The organism is Oleidesulfovibrio vietnamensis, assembly GCF_055388115.1.
In genome coordinates, this window is the sequence record NZ_AP042419.1 from 19,021 (window position 1) to 38,630 (window position 19,610).

Consider the following 19,610-nt stretch of genomic DNA (forward strand, 5'->3'; position numbering starts at 1 on the left):
ATATAGGCATGGGCGGGCGTAAAGTCAATCTAAAAGAGAAAATATCTCTTTAAACACCCTTGCTACTGATCCGGTACTCGAAGTTCTTGGTGTGGGCGTTGCGCTGCCGGTCGATGTCGAACCCGGCGTCCCGGATGACGTCCAGGTCGTTGCTGATGCGCCGACCGAGCTGGGCGGGCTTCTTGTATTCGAACTCGAGGTTGAATTCCCGGCCGACCCTGCGCAGAGCCGCGAGCAGCCTTCCCGCAGACACCGGTTCCATGGTGTTCTCGTTCTCGAACCTCACCTGGTAGCGTTCGATGAACCCCACCACATGGTTTGCCCGGTCGTCCTCGCCGTAGCGGGCCTTCTCGTCCAGCTCCACCGCGTTCCGATAAGCGTGGAAGAGCGACGCCAGCGCCGTGGCGATGGGGTTCGACTCCCGGGCCATCTCCTGGCTGGTGTCGTTGATGGAATGTATCTGCTCGATGAACAGCGGGCTCAGATCCTCAAGTCCGGTAGTCACCTCGTGATCCTCGGACCCGGCCAGCATCATCAGGTACATCAGGCTCAGATAGTCGTTGCAACGGCGCTTGCCATGGGTCGGCATGGTTCGGTGCAGCAGGCGCATGACCTGTTTCTGGGCTCCGTCCCGGATCATCGCCAGCACATGGCTGGTCCGCTTCATGATGGCCGAGATGATCAGATCCCGGTTCTGCTGGATGGCCGAGATGACCTCCGATTCCAGAAAGCAGTCGCTGGCCTGGTTGGCGAGGTCGAAGTTGATGACGAAGGACCTCGACAGGATCTCCGAAAGTTCCCCGCACAGCGGCTCGATGCCGGTGGTGTTCAGCAGGCATTTGGTCCGCTCGGTGATGGTCTCGCTGTCGGTGCCGCTCTTGCGTTTCTCCTTGGCGATGCCGGTGATGCTGGTCAGCATGAAGGTGGTCAGATCCTCGGTCATCTGCTTGACCTCGATGTTGTCGAGGACGATGAGTGGGTTCTGCGAGCCATCGGTGTAGTTCGCCGCGTCGGTGGCCTTCTTGTGCTGGGGCTCGCCGTAAAGCAATGTCGACGTGATCTTGCTGGCGGTAGTCTTGCCCGATCCGGCCGAGCCCTCGAAGCGGGTCATGGGCCGCGTCCCGGCGAAATCGATCAGCAGGAAGCAGGAGAGCCAGGAAAGGATGAGAAAGCGATCCCCCTGCGGACAGGTCATGTTGCCCACCAGCAGATCGACCAGGAGCCGGTCCGCCTCTTCGAGGTCGGCGTCGGGCAGGAATTTCAGCGGCTTCATCTTCCGCGAGCCGTCCAGGATGATGCCGTCCTCGTTGCCGCCGTTCTTCATGATCCGGATCTCGTCCGGGGTGATCTTGGCGATCTCGTGCTCCGGGTTGTTCAGATTGAAATAGACGGTGTAGGAGGCCACATCGGTGTGCAGCCAGGAGAAATGGTCGCGCACCTGGCCACGGATCATGGCCAGGCTGGGCAGCACCTCGAAAAATGTCCGTCCGCCGCCCGTGGTCGGCACCATACCCGTGTGCTTGTAGAGCATGGCCGCGTAATGGCGCTTGCGGCCCCGGTCCGGTGAATCCATCCAGTAGATGGCGTTGTCGAAATACATGAACGGCTCGCCCTGCAGGGTGTGAAAGAACTGGGCACCGTTGGCGTTGAACCAGTCGTAGGCAGCCTCGGCGGCCAGGGTGTAGTCGGGAGCACCGTTCTCCAGTTCCGTGTCGATCAGCACCTCGTCGACCCGGGCGCGGCACGATCCGGGCATCGCGCCGGACATCCGCTTGGCCTTCTTCTTTTCGTTGCGGAACTCGACTTTACGGTCCTTCTGGATGGCGCGGATCTGCTCTTTGAGGGTGGCCATCGAAACACCACCGCCGATGCGCTCCTGCACCAGCTTCAGCAGACGGGCCTGTTCCAGCGGAGACTGCTCGGAAATCTCCCCCAGGATAGGTTCGAGCAGGCGGTTGCGTTCCTCTTCTTCAGCGCCCTCGGGCAGCGAGCGCACGCCGAACTCGATGGGCGTGCTGGCTTCGGCGAGCAGGCGTTCGAAATCCTCCCGGGTATGCCCGGCGGCAATGTAATCGTTGACGTCGATCTTGGCGGTGGCGAGAAGCGCCTCGGCCGCCTGGATTTCCTCGGCGGGCCGTCCCGCCAGCAGCTTGGCCAGCTCCTTCGGCCCCACGCTCGCCGTCAGGCTGAACCGTTCGGTCAGCTCCTGCCGGGCCGAGATCTGTGTTTCCGACAAAGGCAGCGTCACCAGGCGGGTGTCGATCTTGTGTTCGGCCAGGGTACGAGCGGTTTGCAGCGCCCCTTTGAGACCGGCCTGGGAGAGTTCGTTGTCCTGGCAGATGTAGACGGTTTCGACGCCGCGCAGTTTGGGGATCAGGCGCTCCCAATCGGCGGCCCGGATGCGGACGGTGACCGGCGATACGGTGGGCAGGCCCAGTTGCATCAGCGCCAGGCAATCGGTCACCCCCTCGGTGATGATCACCTTGCCGGGCCTCGCCAGCAGGCAGTCCTCGTTGAACAGCAGCGCGTTGTTGATGAAGTCGGCGACGTAAGGCCGCTGGTGCTCGTCGTGAACCGGCAGTTTCTTGTATTTCCCTTGCTCCCAGCCCACGTCCGGGGTCCACGGCGTCTTGCGGCCGATCATGAACACCACCCGGCCACGGCTCCAGTAGGGAAAGACGATCCGGCGCTCGAAAAATGGCGTCAGGCCGTCCTGGCTGGTGGGACGGAAAGCGCCGGTGGCGGCGAGCTCCCGTTTGGAGAAACCGTCCTCACCCCCGGTCAGTTGGGCGACCGCGCCGGACGCGTTGTCCGCGTAGCCGATCAGGAGATCGTCGATGGTCTCCTCGCTCAGGGCGTATTTGGATTTCAGCCAGTCGAGGACCTCCGGCGACTCTTTGAGTCTGGCGTGGTAAAGCCTGGCCAGCGAGGTCAGCGCGTCCTTGACCCGCAGCTCAAAGGCGCGGTCGGCTTCCGTCTGGGCCAGACGCTCTTGGCTCAGGCCATAGCGCGACAGCGGCGGCAAGCCCGCCTTCTTGGCGAGATAGTCCCGGGCCTGACGGTGGCTGTCCGGCATCGGACCGGATTGCCCGGCGGTGACCGAGCCCGTCTGAATGAACTCCACGAGTTGCAGCACGTCACCGCCGACTCCGCAGCCGAAGCAGTACCAGCCCTGCTTGTCGAGCATCACGTGCAGCGCCAGGCGCGACTGGCTCTGATGGTTGGGGCAGTCGCACATCAAACGCTGACCGGTTTCCTGGGTGATCCGTCCCGGCAGGAGTTCCCGGGCCACGTCACCGATGTCCATCTCGGTGACGAGCCGGTAATACTCCCTGACGTTATCCGTTCCGCCCATGCTCATTCGGCCTCCGCGACACGGGCGGAATCGGCATCCGCGTGCTGGGCGGCGTCCAGAAACAGGGGCAGGAAGGTCCGGCGGTCATCCACCTGGCAACGCTTGGCGCAGTTCTGGATGCCCCAATGGTCGCCCAGGACAATGGCGGTGCGCCGGGCGCGGGTCACCCCGGTGTAGAGCAGGTTGCGGTGATGCATGAAGGAATGCGCCTTGTGGATCACCACGACGGCGCAGGGGAACTCGGAACCCTGGGTTTTGTGGATGGTGAGCGCATAGGCGAGCTGCAGATCCTGCAGGTCGGGCGAACCCTTCTCCAGCTCCACCGGCATGCCGTCGAAGTCGATGACCAGGGTGCCGTTCGCGAGGACATCGACCACATAGCCGATGGCCCCGTTCATCACGTTCAGATCGTAGTTGTTCCGGGTCTGGATGACCTTGTCGTGCTTGAGAAACGGGGCGCGGCGGCCCATGGCGACCGGCGGCACCTCGGTGTTCCAGAGCTTGCGCTGGATGAGCCGCTGCAGTTCCTCGTTCAGTTCCTTGGTGCCGAGCGGTCCCTTGTGGGTCGGCGTCAGCACCTGCACGTCCTTGATGATGTCGAATCCCAGGGTGTCGAGCCGCTCCTGAAACAGCTCCAGCAGGAACGAGCGTGCAGCCATCGGATCGGTGAACTGATCTACCAGGTACCAATCCCGGCATCCGGATACCGACGCCTCGCTGGTCTTGCGCACCTCGCCCTTAAGAACGGCGGTGCAGTTCTCCTTGAGGACGCCAGCCTGGCGCACGACCTTGTCGAGGATGACCGTGGGGATGGCGCGTGTCTGGATCAGATCGCGCAGTATGTTTCCGGGTCCCACCGGCGGAAGCTGGTTGTGGTCCCCGACCAGCAGCACCGTGGTCCGCGACAAATCGACCGCCTCGAACAGGTGCCAGGCCAGCGGCACGTCGACCATCGAAAACTCGTCGACCACCAAGACGTCGGCATCGATGGGATTCTCCTTGCTGCGCGAGAAACCCTTGCCGTCATAGCCGAGCAGACGGTGAATGGTGGTGCCGCTGCGACCGCTGACTTCCTCCAGGCGCTTGGCGGCCTTGCCGGTCGGCGCGGCGAGCACGACCTCCAGGTCGCTCTCCTCGCAGATGGTGTTGATGACCGAAATGGTGTAGCTCTTGCCCGAACCGGCTCCACCCGAAATCAGGCTGATGCTGTGCTGGAGGGCCGAGCGGACCGCGTCGAGCTGCTTCTCGTTCAGCGTTGATGCGCAGCGCCGAATCAGGGCATCGAGTTTCTTGACGGACTGGAAATGAGGATTCGGTGTTTCGGCCTGGCCGAACAACAAGGCCAGCTCCCGCTCCATGCGGACGATCTCCGGCAGAGCGACCACGAAACGTCCGCCGTGGGAATCGCAGGCAAGCGCCTGTTCTTCGATGAGCGCGTCGAGGGCGCTCTCGATGCGGACCCGGCTGTCCAGGGCATCCATGACCAGCAGCAGATTGGCCTGGTCCACCAGATCCTCGTATTCGATCCAGCAGTGACCATTGTCCAGGGCTTCACGGACGCAGAAATTCAACCCAGCGCGGATACGAGGGGTGTGGTCCTTGGGGGTGCCAAGCTTGCGGGCGATCTTATCGACCTTCTTGAAGCCGAATCCCCGGATCTCCCGAATGAGGATGTACGGGTCTTCCTTCAGAATATCGAGGCAGTTGCCGCCGAGTCTTTCGACCAGAGTGGTGACCTGATGATGGGTCAGTCCGAATGCCGACAACCAGGCCATGACGGCGTTGACGCTGCGGTTCTTCAACCATTCGTCACGCAGCCGCCGGGCAGCATCCAAGGGCAGCCGAGCTTTGAGCGCGATGCGCTCGGGGTCATTCAGAAGGGTTTCTTCAAAGGCGTCGCCGAAACTCTCGACGATCAATCTGGCCTTGGCCGGACCAATGCCCTTGATCTCCGGATGGTTGGCCAGATAGTGGATCAGCCCCTCCGGATCGAGTTCGAGGTCGTGCTCCATCCCGTCGACCTTGAACTGACGGCCGTATTTGGGATGGGTGGCCCACGACCCGAGCAGGACCACAGGCTGATTTTCCCGGGCGAACAAATTGCCCGCGAACTGGACTTCCTCACCGGTCGGGGTGAGCAGTCGGCCTGCGGAGAACTTGGGTCCGGCATAGTAAACGCGCTCTATTCTTCCCCGGAGTCGCGCCGGGTTACTCTCATTTCTTTTTGGCATCTCGCGATCCTCCGGTGAAAACGTGTCAGGTACTCCTCGACAAAACGGCAGGCGGCCTGCCGGTCCGAGCAGAAGTAGACGGGGACACCGAAGTCGACGACGATGGAGGCGACCGTTCCGATCAGCGCGTGCGGGTGGGCATCGCTGCGGTAGCGGCCATCGACCAGATCGCGAAAGTTGCATTCGACAACCACGCAGGCGGATTCGTAGGCTGAGAGCTTTTCCAACTCGCGGTGAAACCGCTTTCGCCCCCGGATGACGGTGGAGACGAAATCCGTCAGGGATTTGCGCTCCACCGCCACCCGTTCCTCGAGGCCGACCAGTGAGTAATCACCGGCGGGCAGCGCCTTGCGAACCGCCGAAATTTTGTCGCTATCGAAGCTGTAGGGCTCCTGTTCGCGGGTGTCGACGACAACGGTGATCCGGTCCATCATCAGAACGGGATCATGTCGTCCATCGCCGCGCCGGGAGCCCCGGTATCGTCGGCCATGACAATGCGACGGTTGAAGTAGATGTTCTCGTTTTCACCGCGAGTGCGCTTGGTCACCTCCAGCTTGATGTTGAGAAGCTGCTCGAGGTGGCCCGGCAGGTCGGAGAGCTTCTGAAGCTGCAGCCCGCAGGTGTAGAGGTCCTGCTTGAGCCACTTGATGTTCTCGTTGCTGGCCATGACGTTGTTGCGCCAGAGCAGACGGCCCTTGTGGGTCGGCGCGAGAATGCGCAGGGTCCACTTGAGCATTGGATTGCCCGAAGTCTGGGCGCGGGTCAGTTCGACCCGGTCGACGTTGACCTGGTATTTACCGTCGGGGACAGCCTCGAACTCGCGTTCCTCGACTTCGGCGGTTTCGAAGGCGTCGTCGAACTGCGCCAGGTCGAGGTTGCTGTTGGACTGGTTTTCGTAGTGTTCCATGGTTGGATCTCCTTACTGTTGGGGTTTCGCCGCCGCACTCGCGGTCGGCTCCGGCTTCGGCCGGGCGGCACTCGCCGCAGCTCCGGCTGCCGTGTTGTTGAACGCTTTCATGAAGCTCGAAAAATCGAGGGGAATGACTTCGGGGAGTCGGCCGGTGCGGTCACCAGCGTCGTAATTGGGACTGGGCTTGGTGCGCATCACGCGCTGCCATACCGGCTTGCCGTCCTCGCCGGTTTTCATGTCCAGGTCGCAGAACAGGATCAGGTCCACCAGACCGGTGACCAGCTTCCGCGCCTTTTCTGGCAGCGTCGGCACGATGCGGGTGTGTTTGCCGGTCCGGGTCTCGATGTCCCGTTCCTGGGAGTGGGAGATCAGGATCAGCCCATAGGGCAGGAAGGCGAGCTTGTTGATGACGCGCTGGAACTCGTTGTTGATCAGCGCGTAGCCCTTGCCGTAGCCCAGGTCGGATTCGTGCTCGATCTTGAATTTCTTGCAGACGTAGTCCGAGCACATCTTGTAGGCGTTATCCACCGTGTCGACGACGATGGTCTTGAACTCGTGCTTGCCCTCGGCGATCTCCGCGCAGGCCTGCAGAAGATCGTCCCAGCAGGTGATCGGGGTCTGGAACACCTCCAGGGCGTTCAGGCCCGGCTCGGTCGCCAGGAACAGTGCGTCATCGGCCTTGGAGCACCAGGTGCTCTTGCCGATCTTGCTCGGGCCGTACACCAGGGCGGTGAGGTCCGAGAGTGTGTGTTTGGGTTTGCTTTTGGTCTTGGGAAGCATGGCTTCGTCTCCTTATGGTTGGGATTTCAAAACACCGGAGCGGCGTCTTCACCGGCTCCGTCCCGCAGCTCTTCGTGCGGGGCGATCCGTTGGAAATGGTTTTCGATGACGTTGGGGTTGCCGCCCGAGCGGCAGAGCTGGAAGTAGGCGCAGGGCCTTCCGTACTGGAAGCAGTAGCTGGTGTTGCGGTAGAAGGTGTCGCGCCGACGGGCGTCGAGCATGGCCTTGGAGAGTTCCCACAGCTCCGCCCGCAGTTCCTCGAACTGGTCGCGGGAGATGTAGAGCACCTCGCGGTGGAACATGCCCGGCTCGAGGTACTTTTCCTGGAGCCGCTGCTGGAAGGTGTCGTCGTCCTCCGGCAGCTTGCGCTTGGCGCTGCTCTTGCCGGTTTTCGACTTGGCAATCAGCTCAGCCCGGCGGGCCTCGAATTCGGCTTCGGTCTCACCCTTGCCCTGGCGCAGCTTGGCCTTGACCAGAACGTTGTAGATGATGCCGCTGACCGTGATGCCGAGGGTCTGCTCCAGGTACCAGGCGTAGAGGATGATCTGGAAATCGGTCCAGAGCCGCTCCAGGTAGCTGGCGTCGATCTGCGAGGCGGTTTTGTGTTCCAGCAGGAAGTACTGGCCATCCTGACGGACGATGCCATCCACCTTCCCGGCGAGGATGAAACTGCGCGAGGTCGCCCCGGTCGCCGGGTTGACGATGGGGCCTTCGAAGGTCTTCTCGAGCGCGACGACCTCGAACTCTTCAGCCGGGTAGTGTTCCGCATAGGCGCTCATCATTGCCCTGGCGAGATGCCAGTCGGCCTGTTGATGGTCGTCCTGCGCCCGGTTCGGATAGGTCCGGTCGATGTGGTCGAGGACCTTGGCCAGATCCCGCTCGCCGTGCCAGCACTCCAGGCAGTCGTGAATGACCGCGCCGAAGGCCAGATTGGGGTCGCGCTCGAGCGGCACCAGCTCGTCGATGTAGCGCCACTTGCAGGCCATGCGGCAGTTGCGGAACAGCCGCCACATGGAATAGGTGGTGGTCATCAGCTCGCTCATACCGCCACCCCCGCTTCGGCAGCGGCGGGCGCTGCGCGATGCTTTGAGGCACAGGCGCAACCCGACGGCTGGGTACGTTCGATCAGGACCGAGCGTTCGCCGTATTCCTTGGAGGCGAAGCCAGTGAAGATGCGGGCAAGGTCGCTGCCGACATCGGTGGAGGCGTCGATCACGCAGGTGCGGCGGGCCTTGTCCAGACTGAACCGGCTCTCCATCCGCACACGGGAACGGCCATGCAGGCTTTCGACAGCCAGCATCGCCAGCATGAAAGTGTCTTCCAGTTCCTGGGCCGGGACCGACTCGTCAAAACGGTACTTGTAGGTGTCGTGAGTCATGGTTGAACTCCTCTTTTGTTCAGGTTCTGATTTCCGAGGCCCCGGATAGCCGCACCATGCGGCACGGTGCTTACTTACCGGAGCCGGAGTCGATGCGTCGGAGATCACAGGTAGTCCTCGAGTCCGGCCTCGCGGAACGCGTCCCGCAGCTTGCTCAGCCGGTCGTAGAGGGTAGTTCTGGGAATGCCCATCTCCCGGGCGACTTCGGCCATGGTGCTGTCGTGCAGGCGCAAGCACAAATCCCGGAGCTCTTCCGGCAGCGAGGCGATGGCTTGGCCGAGATCCATGCGGATCTCATGGGCGAGGCGCTCTCTTGTTTCGCGGGTGCCGCTCCCCAGAGAGCCTTCGCTATCCAGGAAGTCGATCCGCTCGGTGCTGTCGCCCTCACCGTTGTCGAGGGGTTCGTTGAGTGATGTTTGGCAGAGCCGCCAGTCCCGGCATTGGGCGAACCGGGCCTCCAGAATGGTGGAGATGTGACGTTCGACGATCCGGGCCATGAAGGTGGTCTTCTTGGCCTTGGCGGGATTGAAATGCCGCATCCGCTGCAGCAGATCGATCATCAGTTCCTGTTCGAGGTCGGGTCTGTCGTCCTCGGTGAATCCGGCCTTGCCTACGAGTTGACGTGCTTTGTGCCGAATGAGGTCGGCGGCATACTTGTCGATGCCGTCGTAAGAATTCTGAGAAACCATCGGGGCCTCCTCGGAGCGAGGAGGAGGTCCGCGTGGGTGTCGGCACGGGCCAGATCACAGGACAAAGCTGTCGCGTGGGCGAAGGGGTCGCAGGTACGCCGCCAATTGCCGTATTCGGCTCGGCGACACCCACAACAGCCTCCGCCATGCGTCCAGCTTGTTGTCCAGTGTCTAAGGGTTCAGGTCGTTACGTGTTCAGGCTGCCCGTTCCTCGATGCGCATCAGGAACGGCAGACCGTGCTTGATCTCGAGCAGGCAGACTTTTCCGCTGCCCATCTGCGCGAGGTGCTCCAGCAGCGCCACGACCTCTTGCTTGAGAATGAAGTCATCCTGGTCGCGCTCGGGCCGGGGACCGCTCTGTCCAGCCAGCTTGATCTCGCGCTCGATGACCGTGTCAGGGGTGAGTTCCGGCTCGCCGTCGCGGACCGGAATGTTGGTGATGCGGCCGAAGTTGATGTCCTGCATCAACTCGATGAGTCGCCGCTTCGGTGGGGTGAGGTGTGCTTTGTTGACTTGTGCCACTGCCAGTCTCCTTGTTCGGAAGTTCTGGCACGCCCGGTGGCCAACCCTGTGCTGACCAATAAAAAACGCCGGATCGCGCCTTCATTGGGGAAGGCGCTACATCCGGCGTCGCAATGGCTACATTTGGCGTAGCGGAAATATTTTTTAGTTTTTTCTTCCTGGGTGGCCCCGGGTCACTCGTTGACTATCGGGCGGACCTCCCAAACGATCTCCTCTTCGGTCCGGTAGACCGGTTCGTTGCCGCACTTGATGGACTCCTTCAGGTGGGCGGCCAGCGGCTTGTCATACTTTTCCAGATACGTGATGGCCCGGTTCACGGCACTCCGGAAGGCGTCGCGGATGTTCTTCCGCTTGTCGTTGGATTTCCGGAGTTTGCCACCCAGACCAACCGCCTCGTTGATTGCGGCGGTGATCTGGGTCATTTCGTTCTCGAGCCGCTGGATTTCGGCATCGTTGTTTTCTGCCCGGGCTTCTTCAATTTCCCGAAGAAGCTCGTGAGCCGTCTCCCGGTATTGCTCGACGGCCTTGCGGTCGGCAACGAAGCCGGTATCACCCAACGGAACCCCCTGGGTGACCTGAAAACCTTCATCGGTCTCATTGGAGTTCAGGACCGCGTTGCAGCTATCGATGGCGAACCCGCAGACGATCTCGTAGACCGAGGTTTCCTTGTTCGGCCTTGCCAGGAGGAAATTGATGTACTCGGCCCCTTTATCAACACCCGTCACAAGCACTTCGGCGTTGCCGTTAAAGCGTGCCGCCCAGACACCCCCGCGCTTCCTGAAGTAGTTGTCCGGCTGCTTCTGCTCAACCGGAATGGCGGGGACGGAGATTACCGATCCCGATTCATAGACCGTCCTGAGTAGGCAGTCTCCCGGCAAGGTGCGTTGGCGGATGGCGGTGATGTTGCGGCCAACCATTGTGTCCATTGCATCGCAGACCTCCTTGGCGTGGCGCTTGTAAAGGTCATAGACCTTCTGGGCCACTTTTCCGGAGTTCCCATTAAGGTAGCGGAAGACCCGACTGACCTCGCTGAATCGGGCGATAAACTGGGTGATGTCGTCCTGCTCGCGTACCTGATTGGCACGCTCCAGGTACGCGGCTGTCATGATCTTGTCCTCGTCCTTGCTTCGGCTTTGGGTGAAGATGTCGGCTTTATAGGCTTCCACTGGGTCATATTGATCGGCTTTTGCCGCAATCATGGCAAAACGCCTGTCGATACACTGGGAACACGTTCCGCAATGCGTATGGTGATTGGTCATCTCCCAGGTATGGGTGCAGGTGGTCGATGCCGCGATCATGTCCTGGCATCCGGCCTTGGTGATCACCTCGATGACACCGGCCTTGGTTTTCCAGATGTAGGGATTCTCAATCGTGAACGGTTCGCCAGCCACCAGGCTGATGATTTCCTGAAAACCTCGGATCACCCTGGGGTGGGTGGTGCGTGTTGCCCGGCCGCCGACTACCTGAGCGCAGACCGGCAGATTCAAACTGATGACCCCGTTTTCGTAAAAACGGACGCTTTTCAGATTGAGCATTTTTGCGATGGTCGCCCCGATAGACACATAGAGGAAGGATCGGCTGCGCTGGGTGTACTCGTAGTTCAGCCCCTTGTTCTTGTTGACCCGGACGCCGATGTGTAGCGGGGCGTTTTCCCCAGCCTTGTCGGCAATCATCTTTTCCAGTCGCCGGTGGCGCGTGTTGAGCTTCGGTGTCGATTTGTGGGTAACAAGGACGACCTTGTGTTTTTCATTCAGAACTTCATCGATGGCTCCCGCCAGCGAGTCCAGCCCACCTGAAAACATCACTACCTGTTCCGGATAGCCGAAGAGCCGTCCGTCATCATCAAATTTCAGATATCCCTGGAATGCCTGAGCCTCTTTCAGTTTGACGAACTCGAAGTGATAGTTGTCGTCAGACAAGAAACCAAGCGTGGAGCGCAGCGCCTGGTGGATATCGTCTCCGTTCCAAAAATCTGGCTTCCGCACCGGGATGATGAAGTGCAGATCCCTGCGCCAGCCATGGCCAAAAGAATCGACGTCGTCGGCCCCTCGTGGGATGGCCTGATCGGCACTGTAAACGTAGGTGGCGATTTCGAGCAGGTCCTGGAAAGAATCAGGCACGTCCTTGCTCATCTTTTTGTGGATGTCTTCAATGCGTAGGGTGATCTTGTCCGGCCCATCCTTGCCCCAAAGGCGCAGGCGCAGATCACGGTCAGGATTTTCTTCAATCCCATCGGTCGGTGCGTTCCCACAGATGATATATCGTTTATCTTGCATCGGCTCGCGCTCCTTCTTTTAGCTCGTCCTTCATCTTTTTCAGCGCGTAAGAGGCGAAGCCATTGGAAGACTCCCTGGAGATGTCACCACCTTCTTCGTACCTGTGCTTCGAAAACCAATCTGCTGAAAACTGCTCGACGATCAGGGACGCCTCTTTACAGTGCGTGTTCAGAGCCTTCTCGAATTGTCCCATTTCATTCATGGTGGCAAAGCGCTGGCCCTCGCCCAGATGGGTAGCCAGCGTTTTTGAGAGGAAGTAGTTCATGCTCTCGTTGGTCAGCTTGGCGAAGAAAGTCCGCGACAGCTCTCCGAACTCCCGCTTTTTCCCGAGCGCTGCCAGTGCGGCCCGAACATCATCTGGCCCGGGGGCGAAGAGAGACGGCAGTTTTGGTGAGATGTGCTCTACCAGGGCTCCGACCAATGCACGCTGAGACATTTCACCGAGGTCGGATCGGCCACCGTTGGACTCCAATTTGTTATCCAGGGCCTCGGAGACTGCGGCTGCAAGATCGGGAAGAGATGTATCCTGCGGCAGGTTGACGCCGAGGGATTGGAGATGCTCGCCGAGGTTCTCCTTTTTTGCGGCAATGGCGAGTTGCGTCATCAACCAGACCGCCTCGGTGAACCCCTTATCGTTGAGCACGAAGGTGAATGCTTTATCGGCTGCCCGGATTGTTGCGTTTGCGATTTGGGACACGTCGGCACCGGCCGTGATCAGGCCGACCACCTCTTTCCATGCCCTCGACCTCGGAAGGCTTCCAAGTCTGACGTGCCCCATGTCGATCTCCTTATTTTTCGCGACCCAGCATCGTTATTCGGGCCTCCTGATGACGACGATGCTTCGGGCCTTACGAGCTTCTTTCTTCAGATAGCCTTTCCGTACCAGTTGAGCGATCTGCTCGTGGGCGCTCGCGTGGCTGATACCAAGGACTTCCGACAATTCTTTCACCGTTGGCGGCAACCCCTTTTCATCGATGATTTGGCAAATGACCCTCAGCGTGTTTGCTTGTGGGTCGGTTATTTCCGATACCTTTTTCTTTCCCATGGCGATTGCTCCGTGTCGTAGCCACTGAGCGGATTAAGCCCAATTTATGACCACAAAATATACGACCTGATGAACATCAGGTCAATCAAAAAAACAGGACTTCTCGTCTGATTCCGTCATCTTGCACGTCCCTCCGGTAGGTAACGAACGCAAGTCCGGTTCAAGCCGGATGTAACCAGATAACCGACCAGAGGCGGAGCTGAGGCGGTTGTGGGTGCCATAGAACGCGCATCCCGACCGCCGCCGTTTTCTGGTATCCACGCCATCCAGCCCCCCGGTCCAACCGGAGGTGTTCGATGTTGGATGTACAGGAAATGAATGATGGGCCAGGGACGGATGACCTTGACAAAAACGGCAAACCCGGCCGCCTGTCGGGTGAGGCGAGGCTCCAGTCAGCCGCCTCCATTCTGGCCACGGCGATCCTGCGCCGAATGGCAAAAAACGCATGTGTGGGCAATGAGTTAGAGGTTTTCGAAGATTCTTCCCCTGTGCTCGGAGAAGGACTTGATTCATTGCCGGAACAGAGCATTCATTCATGACAACTCGTCCGGAAACCAAAATAAGGAGTTGAAAATGAATGAGTTACAGAACGCCGCCACCGGCGGCAAGATCCAGGACCGAACCCGAAACTCAGTCCTTCGGCAGATGGCCCTGCTGCAATCCATGTCCCTGGAGCAGCTCCGGGAAAAATGGCTCGACCTCTACGGAGAAGAGCCACCCCAGTACAAGAAACAATTCCTCATCAAGCGGCTGGCCTATCGCATCCAGGAGCTTTTCTACGGCGGGCTGTCCGAACAGGCCAAGGTCCATCTCCAGCAGGCCGCCAAGGAGGACCCGGTCGCCACTGTCAATCGACGCATCCCAGAAGAGCGGAAATCGAACGAAGCGATCCTGCCCGGGACCAGACTGGTGCGGGTCTGGAACGACCGGCGCTATGAGGTGATCGTCCTTGCCGATGGCTACGAGTTCGAAGGCCGCACCTTCCGGTCGCTCAGCGCGGTGGCCAGGGAGATCACCGGGACCAGGTGGAACGGCAAGGTCTTTTTCGGACTGAAGAAGGTTTACGGCAGAAAAGCCGAGGGAGGTTCGGATGCTTGATAACAGCAATGTCGCGCCGGGCAAAAACAAGACCCTGCGCTGTGCCATCTACACCCGCAAGAGCCACGAGGAAGGTCTCGAACAGGAGTTCAACTCGTTGGATGCGCAACGGGAATCGGCGGAACACTATATCGAAGCCCAGAGGATGCGTGGCTGGACGGCTCTGCCGGATCGCTACGACGATGGTGGATTCTCGGGTGGAAACATGGAGCGCCCGGGGCTGCGTCGCCTGCTGGCGGACATCAATGCCGGGAAGATTGACGTGATCGTGGTCTACAAGGTCGACCGGCTGTCCCGCTCGCTGCTGGACTTCATGAAGATGATCGACCTCTTCAACGAGAAGGGTGTCAGCTTCGTCTCGGTCACCCAGCACTTCAGCACCACCGACCCCACCGGACGGATGTTTCTCGGCATCCTGATCACCTTCGCCCAGTACGAGCGGGAGGTCATCGCCGAGCGCATCCGGGACAAGGTGGCGGCCGCCAAGCGCCGGGGGAAATACTGCGGCGGCGTACCCATTCTTGGATACGACGTCGACCGGGACAACAAGAAGCTGCTGGTCAACCCGGATGAAGCCAGGACGGTGCAGTACATCTTCCGCCGATTCATCCAGATCGGCTCGGCCAAGAAGCTGGGCCAGGAATTGAACGAACAGGGATACCGCACAAAAGCCTGGACCACCAAGAAAGGCAAGGTTCGCGAGGGCTCAGAATGGAATACAGGCCACATCTACCGGCTGCTGAACAACCGGGTCTATATCGGCGAGATTGCCCACAAGGATCGCAGCTACCCCGGTGAGCACGAAGGAATCATCGACCGGACGACCTGGGACAAGGTGCAGGCCATCCTGGAGGACAACAAACCGGTCAAGGTTTCCATGGCAAGAACCAAAATGGTCGCCCCGCTGAAAGGCGTCATCCGCTGCGGCCACTGCGGATGCGCGATGGGACCGACCTACGCCCGCAAGAACGGCCGCCACTACACCTATTACATCTGCCAGAAGGACAGCAAGCGGACCGTGAGCCGGTGCCCCCTCAAACGGATTCCCGCCGGGGACATCGAGCAGGCCGTGGTCGAGCAGTTGAGCGCGGTGTTCCGCACGCCGACGCTGGTGGCCAAAACCTACTTCGCGGCCCGGGACATCGAGCAGGTGGAGCGGGAGCGGCTGTTCAAGCAGAAAGCCCAACTCGAAATGGAGCTGTCGCAGGCGCGGGAGCAAGCCATCGAACTTATGAAACCCGGCAACGATCAGCCGGGCAAGACCGAGATGCTCACGACCGTCAACCGCCAGGCGGTCGAGCTCTCGAAACAACTGACGCACGTGAGCGAGCGATGCAGAGCCTACCGGGGGAACAACATCACGGAACAGGACGTTTCGGAGGCCTTCCAGAATGTCGAGGGCTTCTGGGAGGACCTTTTCCCGGTGGAGCGAAACCGGCTCATCCGCCTCCTGGTGGATAAGGTCGAGATCCGCGAGACCGGAATCGACATGGAGCTGCGCACCAACGGGCTGACTACGCTCATCGCCGAGCTGGCCGGTCTGGCATGCGAAGTCACCGAACGGAGGGCAAGCCGATGAAAATGAAGCCGACCATTACCGTAGCCGACAACGGCAACCTGCAGATCCATATCCCGATGCTGATCCGGCGCATGCGCGGCCGCAAGACGGTCATCGCTCCCCAGGCACTGGATGGAGAAATCACCGGAGCGCAGGAACCGGTGCAGTCCGCCGTCCTCCAGGCGCTGGGAAGGGCCTTTTCTTGGGCCGACATCCTCGAATCCGGCCAGATCAAGTCCATCAGCGAGCTTGCCCGTACCCTTGACGTCGATGGCTCGTATGTGGCCCGCATCCTCAAACTGACGACCCTGGCCCCCGACATCGTCGAAGCCCTGATCAACGGTGAGGAACCCAACGGGCTCTCGCTGGCCAAGCTGACCCAGACCTTTCCAGAGGACTGGGCCGAGCAGCGCCGCCAGTTCGGCTTTGCCACCGACTGACGACCGGACCGGAGACCGCCCCAGAGAGCCGACCATCAGCGTCGGCTTTTCTTCTTTAGGGGGCAGGAAGCCGGAGTTGACCGCGCTTCTTTTCATGGCCGAGGCGGGCGATTTCGAAAAAAACGTCCGGTTGCGGCATCGAACGACGACCTAAGACAACCGCCAAAAATGGCAATCAGCCGCAAACCCATATCAATCAAGGATGTAGCTTTCCGGACGAGCTTCGGACTTGGTCCGGAGAAAACAGAGAATCAGGGGCCAAACAGAGAAAGAAAGGCGGGAGGATGGGGAGAATCGATGGTGCGAAGAGGTGCTTTGGAAAGATGTGAAACGGGCGCAACCCCTTTAGAAACAAGGGGAAAAAGAAAACCCGTCACCCCGGAGAATGACCCCAGAGAGACGGGTTTGTCTTTTCTAAATGGTGGAGCTGGAGGGAATTGAACCCACGACCTCTTGAATGCCATTCCCGAGATGTTCAACTTATCCTTTGAAATTGTTGGGATTTGTACTTTGCATGCTAACATTTTTCAGGGATGTTGGATAGGTGTTAAAGGCTCCCGGTTCGCCAGGTGGTTAGCCGAGTTGGTGTGCCGATTTGAGCTACAAGCTGCATATTTTCTTAATGAGATCGAAGACAGCAGCAAATCCGGAGAAGTCCATCTTATTGAATGGAGGTTCTTCTCGCATGATGCTGATTGCAAAATCCATTTTTGAAAGAGCTAAGCTTTTCAACTTTCCCCCAATCTCAGTGCAGACAAGGCTGTCGATGACTTTCTCGTTGCTTGTATCACTTTTAGTCAGCTTTGCGACGGGTTTCCCGTCCCTAGCTCTTCTGCCATATTCGATAGTCGGTTCGGTTTTGTGTTTTCCGGTATTATAGTCAAACTCTGTACTTAAAAAAACTCTTCGTCCATGCTTATCTTTCTTTAAAAGGTCAGCATCCTGGTAAAGCTGCTCGATGGCATATGTTGTTGTAGCCCTATGCGCTGGCTTGGGCAATACTATAGAAAAAACATTGTTCCCATACGCAATATATCCATCTTTTGAAGCGGCGTGCTCAGCATTGGTCGCATTGTCATCGCAGTCATAAACACAAATCACGGGCTGTTCAAACGCGACGTACATTTTGTTGGCATTATTGCAAAACTGCTTGAGGTGCTTTATCCCGCCAACAGTGTATCTTTTGTGCTTATGTATGTTTAAGAATAAATCGGGATAGCTTCCATTGTCATTAAAGTGATTGAATGCCTTTTTTAAGTGCATCCAATCTGTTTCGCCTTCGCCAAGGATCGTTGGAATCCCGCAATCTCGGATGACTAATTGCTCATAGCGTTGAAAATACTTGTAATATTGATCTTTATAAATGGTGTGCTGCTCGCCTTTCTGTGGAAGGCGAATTCTATTTCTGATGCATTCTTGCTCTTCAATATTGTTCAGCAAATCAACACGATGAGTTCGTATCAACCTGATATGCTCCAGCTTTCCCCTAACCACATTCGGGAAGCTGGCATTCTTGTCTCTTGGAGGCTCTCGGTTCGCGAGATCAACATCCTTGAGATAACGCTCCTGTGCTTTTTTGACACCATTGACCTTCCAGTCGTGGAGCATCGAGCGAACTTGCTTGAGCTGTTTTCGCTGAATGTTAGGGTATTCGTTTACAACGATCCCCGTGACAATCTGGCGATCAGAACGTGACCGCATCGAAGTCTTTTCTCCATTCACTTCAAAGCTATGCTTGCCTATGAGGTCCACGAGTCCGGGGCTTGGCTCCCATTCGCCGCCAGAGTAAATCGCGATTTCTTCAGGAAAGGACGATCTGTTTGTTGAAAAAGTCAGATCGTCAGCATACCTCGTATAGAAGCAGCCGCAGTTCTTAGACAAATCCCCCAACTGCTTGTCCAGATAGGCGCAGACCATATTCGAGATGACAGGCGAGCATGGTGAGCCTTGGGGGAGAACATCATTGAGGCACGCTATCTTGCCGATAAGGATGGCGATGTCCCTCTTGAACTCATAAGGCTTCGCAGCAAATAAGCCCATCACTCTGCCGAAGTGAATTGACGGGAAAAAGTCTTTTAAATCTATGTGGAATACATACTTTTTGCGGGAGTGGTTTTCTGCATTGGTTAGTATGGTCCTCTTCCGAACAAAGCCGTGGACAGGCTTTTTGACCATGTAGATATCTTGCAGTTTAGCGGCGAGTTTCTTCTGAACAATTTTCAACCCGGTATGGGGAGCGGCAATTGTTCTCGTGCCACCGGATCGCTTCTTAATTTCGAACTCGCTGTACTGACCATTGGGGCCTCCCCTCAGCTTATACAGGATGTAGCTGAGTTTATTGGGGGCAAAACCCAAAAGGTAAGCCAAGTCTGTCAGTGTATGAAGAGACTGAAAATCTTTGATCGTTGTTTTGCCCATTTCTGCCCCACAGGGAAAAGGGCATCCGCCTAGCTGTTCTAACCTGCTGCGAGAGCAATGATATGCTAAGCGAGTAGCATGACGACAGGCAAGGTCTGAGAGAGCCAGCACTCTGACCGTTTCGTAGTCGTCGCCGGTACAGCGACAAAAAGCAACCTACTGTCGGCGGATGCCCTGAAAGGAGTCTAATCGATCAAATCGAGTCGATCAAGCTATTTTTCTGCATCATAAAAAATGATGCACTGTCTCCTCTTGACAAACTTCGGACGCGTGACAATATCTGCATCATCTCGAATGGAGAAGATCGATGCGCAAGCTGTCCGAACTCGTCAAAGTCCTACCAGGATACCCTTTCAGAGGGAAGATCGACCATGATCCCGATGGTGAGGCTCGTGCTGTCCAGATGAAGGATGTGAGCGACACCGGCAGGGTCGAATGGGACGAGCTTGTCCGCACAGAACTCAAGGGCAGGCGGAAGCCGGATTGGTTGCAGCCGTGCGATGTCCTGTTCCTGGTCAGAGGGAACAAGAACTTCGCCGTTCATCTGGACGAGGTTCCATTCACGGCTGTCATCTCGCCGCACTTCCTGCTCCTCAAGGTCAAGCGCAATGCCAAGCTGCTTCCCGCGTTTCTGGCGTGGCAGATCAACCAGGCCCCAGCGCAGCGTTACATGGACGCCTCCGCCGAAGGGACCGTGCAAAGGAGCATCCGCAAGGGTGTGCTGGAAGACCTTCCGCTGGTTGTGCCTGACCTTGATACGCAGCAACTCGTCGTGAACTATGCCCAGGCGGCTCGGTCTGAAGCCGAAGCATATATGGAATTGATCGCCAACCGTGAGCGCGAACTCAGGGTGGTGGCGTCGAAGATACTGACCCCCGATAGCGTGGACACCAGCACAAGGAGCTAACTC

Annotated in this window: 18 protein-coding genes; 5 read left to right on the forward strand and 13 right to left on the reverse strand. The window is 58.5% G+C overall.

Going from position 1 to position 19,610, the window contains the following annotated elements:
• Window positions 1–49: 49 nt before the first annotated feature.
• The 12 genes from ACZ5D1_RS00100 to ACZ5D1_RS00155 form a co-directional block, all read right to left on the reverse strand.
• On the reverse strand, window positions 50–3,361 hold the full coding sequence (locus ACZ5D1_RS00100) for a CHC2 zinc finger domain-containing protein (RefSeq protein ID WP_092193124.1): 3,312 nt from the start codon (window positions 3,359–3,361) through the stop codon (window positions 50–52).
• A complete protein-coding gene (gene recD2, locus ACZ5D1_RS00105; protein WP_011367842.1) occupies window positions 3,358–5,586 on the reverse strand; it encodes an SF1B family DNA helicase RecD2 in 2,229 nt (742 codons plus the stop codon). Before recD2 ends, ACZ5D1_RS00100 begins: the two co-directional genes overlap by 4 nt.
• Complete coding sequence (locus tag ACZ5D1_RS00110; protein ID WP_027182212.1) at window positions 5,538–6,020, reverse strand: ERCC4 domain-containing protein; 483 nt, start codon at window positions 6,018–6,020, stop codon at window positions 5,538–5,540. Before ACZ5D1_RS00110 ends, recD2 begins: the two co-directional genes overlap by 49 nt.
• Complete coding sequence (locus tag ACZ5D1_RS00115) at window positions 6,020–6,493, reverse strand: DUF669 domain-containing protein (RefSeq protein ID WP_028588686.1); 474 nt, start codon at window positions 6,491–6,493, stop codon at window positions 6,020–6,022. Before ACZ5D1_RS00115 ends, ACZ5D1_RS00110 begins: the two co-directional genes overlap by 1 nt.
• Window positions 6,494–6,505: 12 nt before the next feature.
• Entirely contained in the window at window positions 6,506–7,276 is a 771-nt protein-coding gene (locus ACZ5D1_RS00120; protein WP_022661692.1) for an ATP-binding protein, read from the reverse strand.
• Window positions 7,277–7,302: 26 nt separating this feature from the next.
• Entirely contained in the window at window positions 7,303–8,319 is a 1,017-nt protein-coding gene (locus ACZ5D1_RS00125; RefSeq protein ID WP_028588111.1) for a PD-(D/E)XK nuclease family protein, read from the reverse strand.
• Window positions 8,316–8,654, reverse strand: coding sequence for a hypothetical protein (locus ACZ5D1_RS00130; RefSeq protein ID WP_028588110.1), 339 nt, complete (start codon window positions 8,652–8,654; stop codon window positions 8,316–8,318). The genes ACZ5D1_RS00125 and ACZ5D1_RS00130 overlap by 4 nt, the downstream gene beginning before the upstream one ends.
• A gap of 104 nt (window positions 8,655–8,758) precedes the next feature.
• Window positions 8,759–9,343: a sigma-70 family RNA polymerase sigma factor gene (locus ACZ5D1_RS00135; protein WP_028588109.1), complete on the reverse strand. Its 585-nt coding sequence runs from the start codon at window positions 9,341–9,343 to the stop codon at window positions 8,759–8,761.
• Between the two features lie 195 nt (window positions 9,344–9,538).
• On the reverse strand, window positions 9,539–9,865 hold the full coding sequence (locus ACZ5D1_RS00140; protein WP_028577538.1) for a hypothetical protein: 327 nt from the start codon (window positions 9,863–9,865) through the stop codon (window positions 9,539–9,541).
• Between the two features lie 173 nt (window positions 9,866–10,038).
• On the reverse strand, window positions 10,039–12,141 hold the full coding sequence (locus tag ACZ5D1_RS00145; protein WP_028577539.1) for a 7-cyano-7-deazaguanine synthase: 2,103 nt from the start codon (window positions 12,139–12,141) through the stop codon (window positions 10,039–10,041).
• Complete coding sequence (locus ACZ5D1_RS00150; protein ID WP_028588108.1) at window positions 12,131–12,919, reverse strand: hypothetical protein; 789 nt, start codon at window positions 12,917–12,919, stop codon at window positions 12,131–12,133. Before ACZ5D1_RS00150 ends, ACZ5D1_RS00145 begins: the two co-directional genes overlap by 11 nt.
• A 33-nt stretch (window positions 12,920–12,952) precedes the next feature.
• The gene (locus ACZ5D1_RS00155; protein ID WP_009379056.1) at window positions 12,953–13,186 is read right to left on the reverse strand and encodes a LexA family protein; all 234 of its coding nucleotides are present in this window, start codon (window positions 13,184–13,186) and stop codon (window positions 12,953–12,955) included.
• Window positions 13,187–13,482: 296 nt separating this feature from the next.
• Between ACZ5D1_RS00155 and ACZ5D1_RS00160 the strand changes: the two genes are divergently transcribed.
• Genes ACZ5D1_RS00160 through ACZ5D1_RS00175 form a run of 4 tightly spaced genes read left to right on the forward strand, consistent with a single transcriptional unit; the run spans window position 13,483 to window position 16,282 of the window.
• Complete coding sequence (locus ACZ5D1_RS00160) at window positions 13,483–13,725, forward strand: hypothetical protein (RefSeq protein WP_028577541.1); 243 nt, start codon at window positions 13,483–13,485, stop codon at window positions 13,723–13,725.
• A gap of 34 nt (window positions 13,726–13,759) precedes the next feature.
• Window positions 13,760–14,284, forward strand: a complete 525-nt coding sequence (locus tag ACZ5D1_RS00165) for a DUF2924 domain-containing protein (protein ID WP_028577542.1) — start codon at window positions 13,760–13,762, stop codon at window positions 14,282–14,284.
• Window positions 14,277–15,863 (forward strand): recombinase family protein, encoded by a 1,587-nt coding sequence (locus tag ACZ5D1_RS00170; protein ID WP_028577543.1) that lies wholly within the window; start codon window positions 14,277–14,279, stop codon window positions 15,861–15,863. Before ACZ5D1_RS00165 ends, ACZ5D1_RS00170 begins: the two co-directional genes overlap by 8 nt.
• Complete coding sequence (locus tag ACZ5D1_RS00175; protein WP_011700568.1) at window positions 15,860–16,282, forward strand: hypothetical protein; 423 nt, start codon at window positions 15,860–15,862, stop codon at window positions 16,280–16,282. The genes ACZ5D1_RS00170 and ACZ5D1_RS00175 overlap by 4 nt, the downstream gene beginning before the upstream one ends.
• A 600-nt stretch (window positions 16,283–16,882) precedes the next feature.
• On the opposite strand, the gene ACZ5D1_RS00180 is transcribed toward ACZ5D1_RS00175, so the two are convergent.
• A complete protein-coding gene (locus ACZ5D1_RS00180) occupies window positions 16,883–18,700 on the reverse strand; it encodes a reverse transcriptase domain-containing protein (protein WP_464555521.1) in 1,818 nt (605 codons plus the stop codon).
• A 307-nt stretch (window positions 18,701–19,007) separates the two neighbouring features.
• Here ACZ5D1_RS00180 and ACZ5D1_RS00185 point away from each other — a divergent pair, with 307 nt between their 5' ends.
• A complete protein-coding gene (locus ACZ5D1_RS00185) occupies window positions 19,008–19,607 on the forward strand; it encodes a restriction endonuclease subunit S domain-containing protein (RefSeq protein ID WP_464555523.1) in 600 nt (199 codons plus the stop codon).
• Window positions 19,608–19,610: the final 3 nt, after the last annotated feature.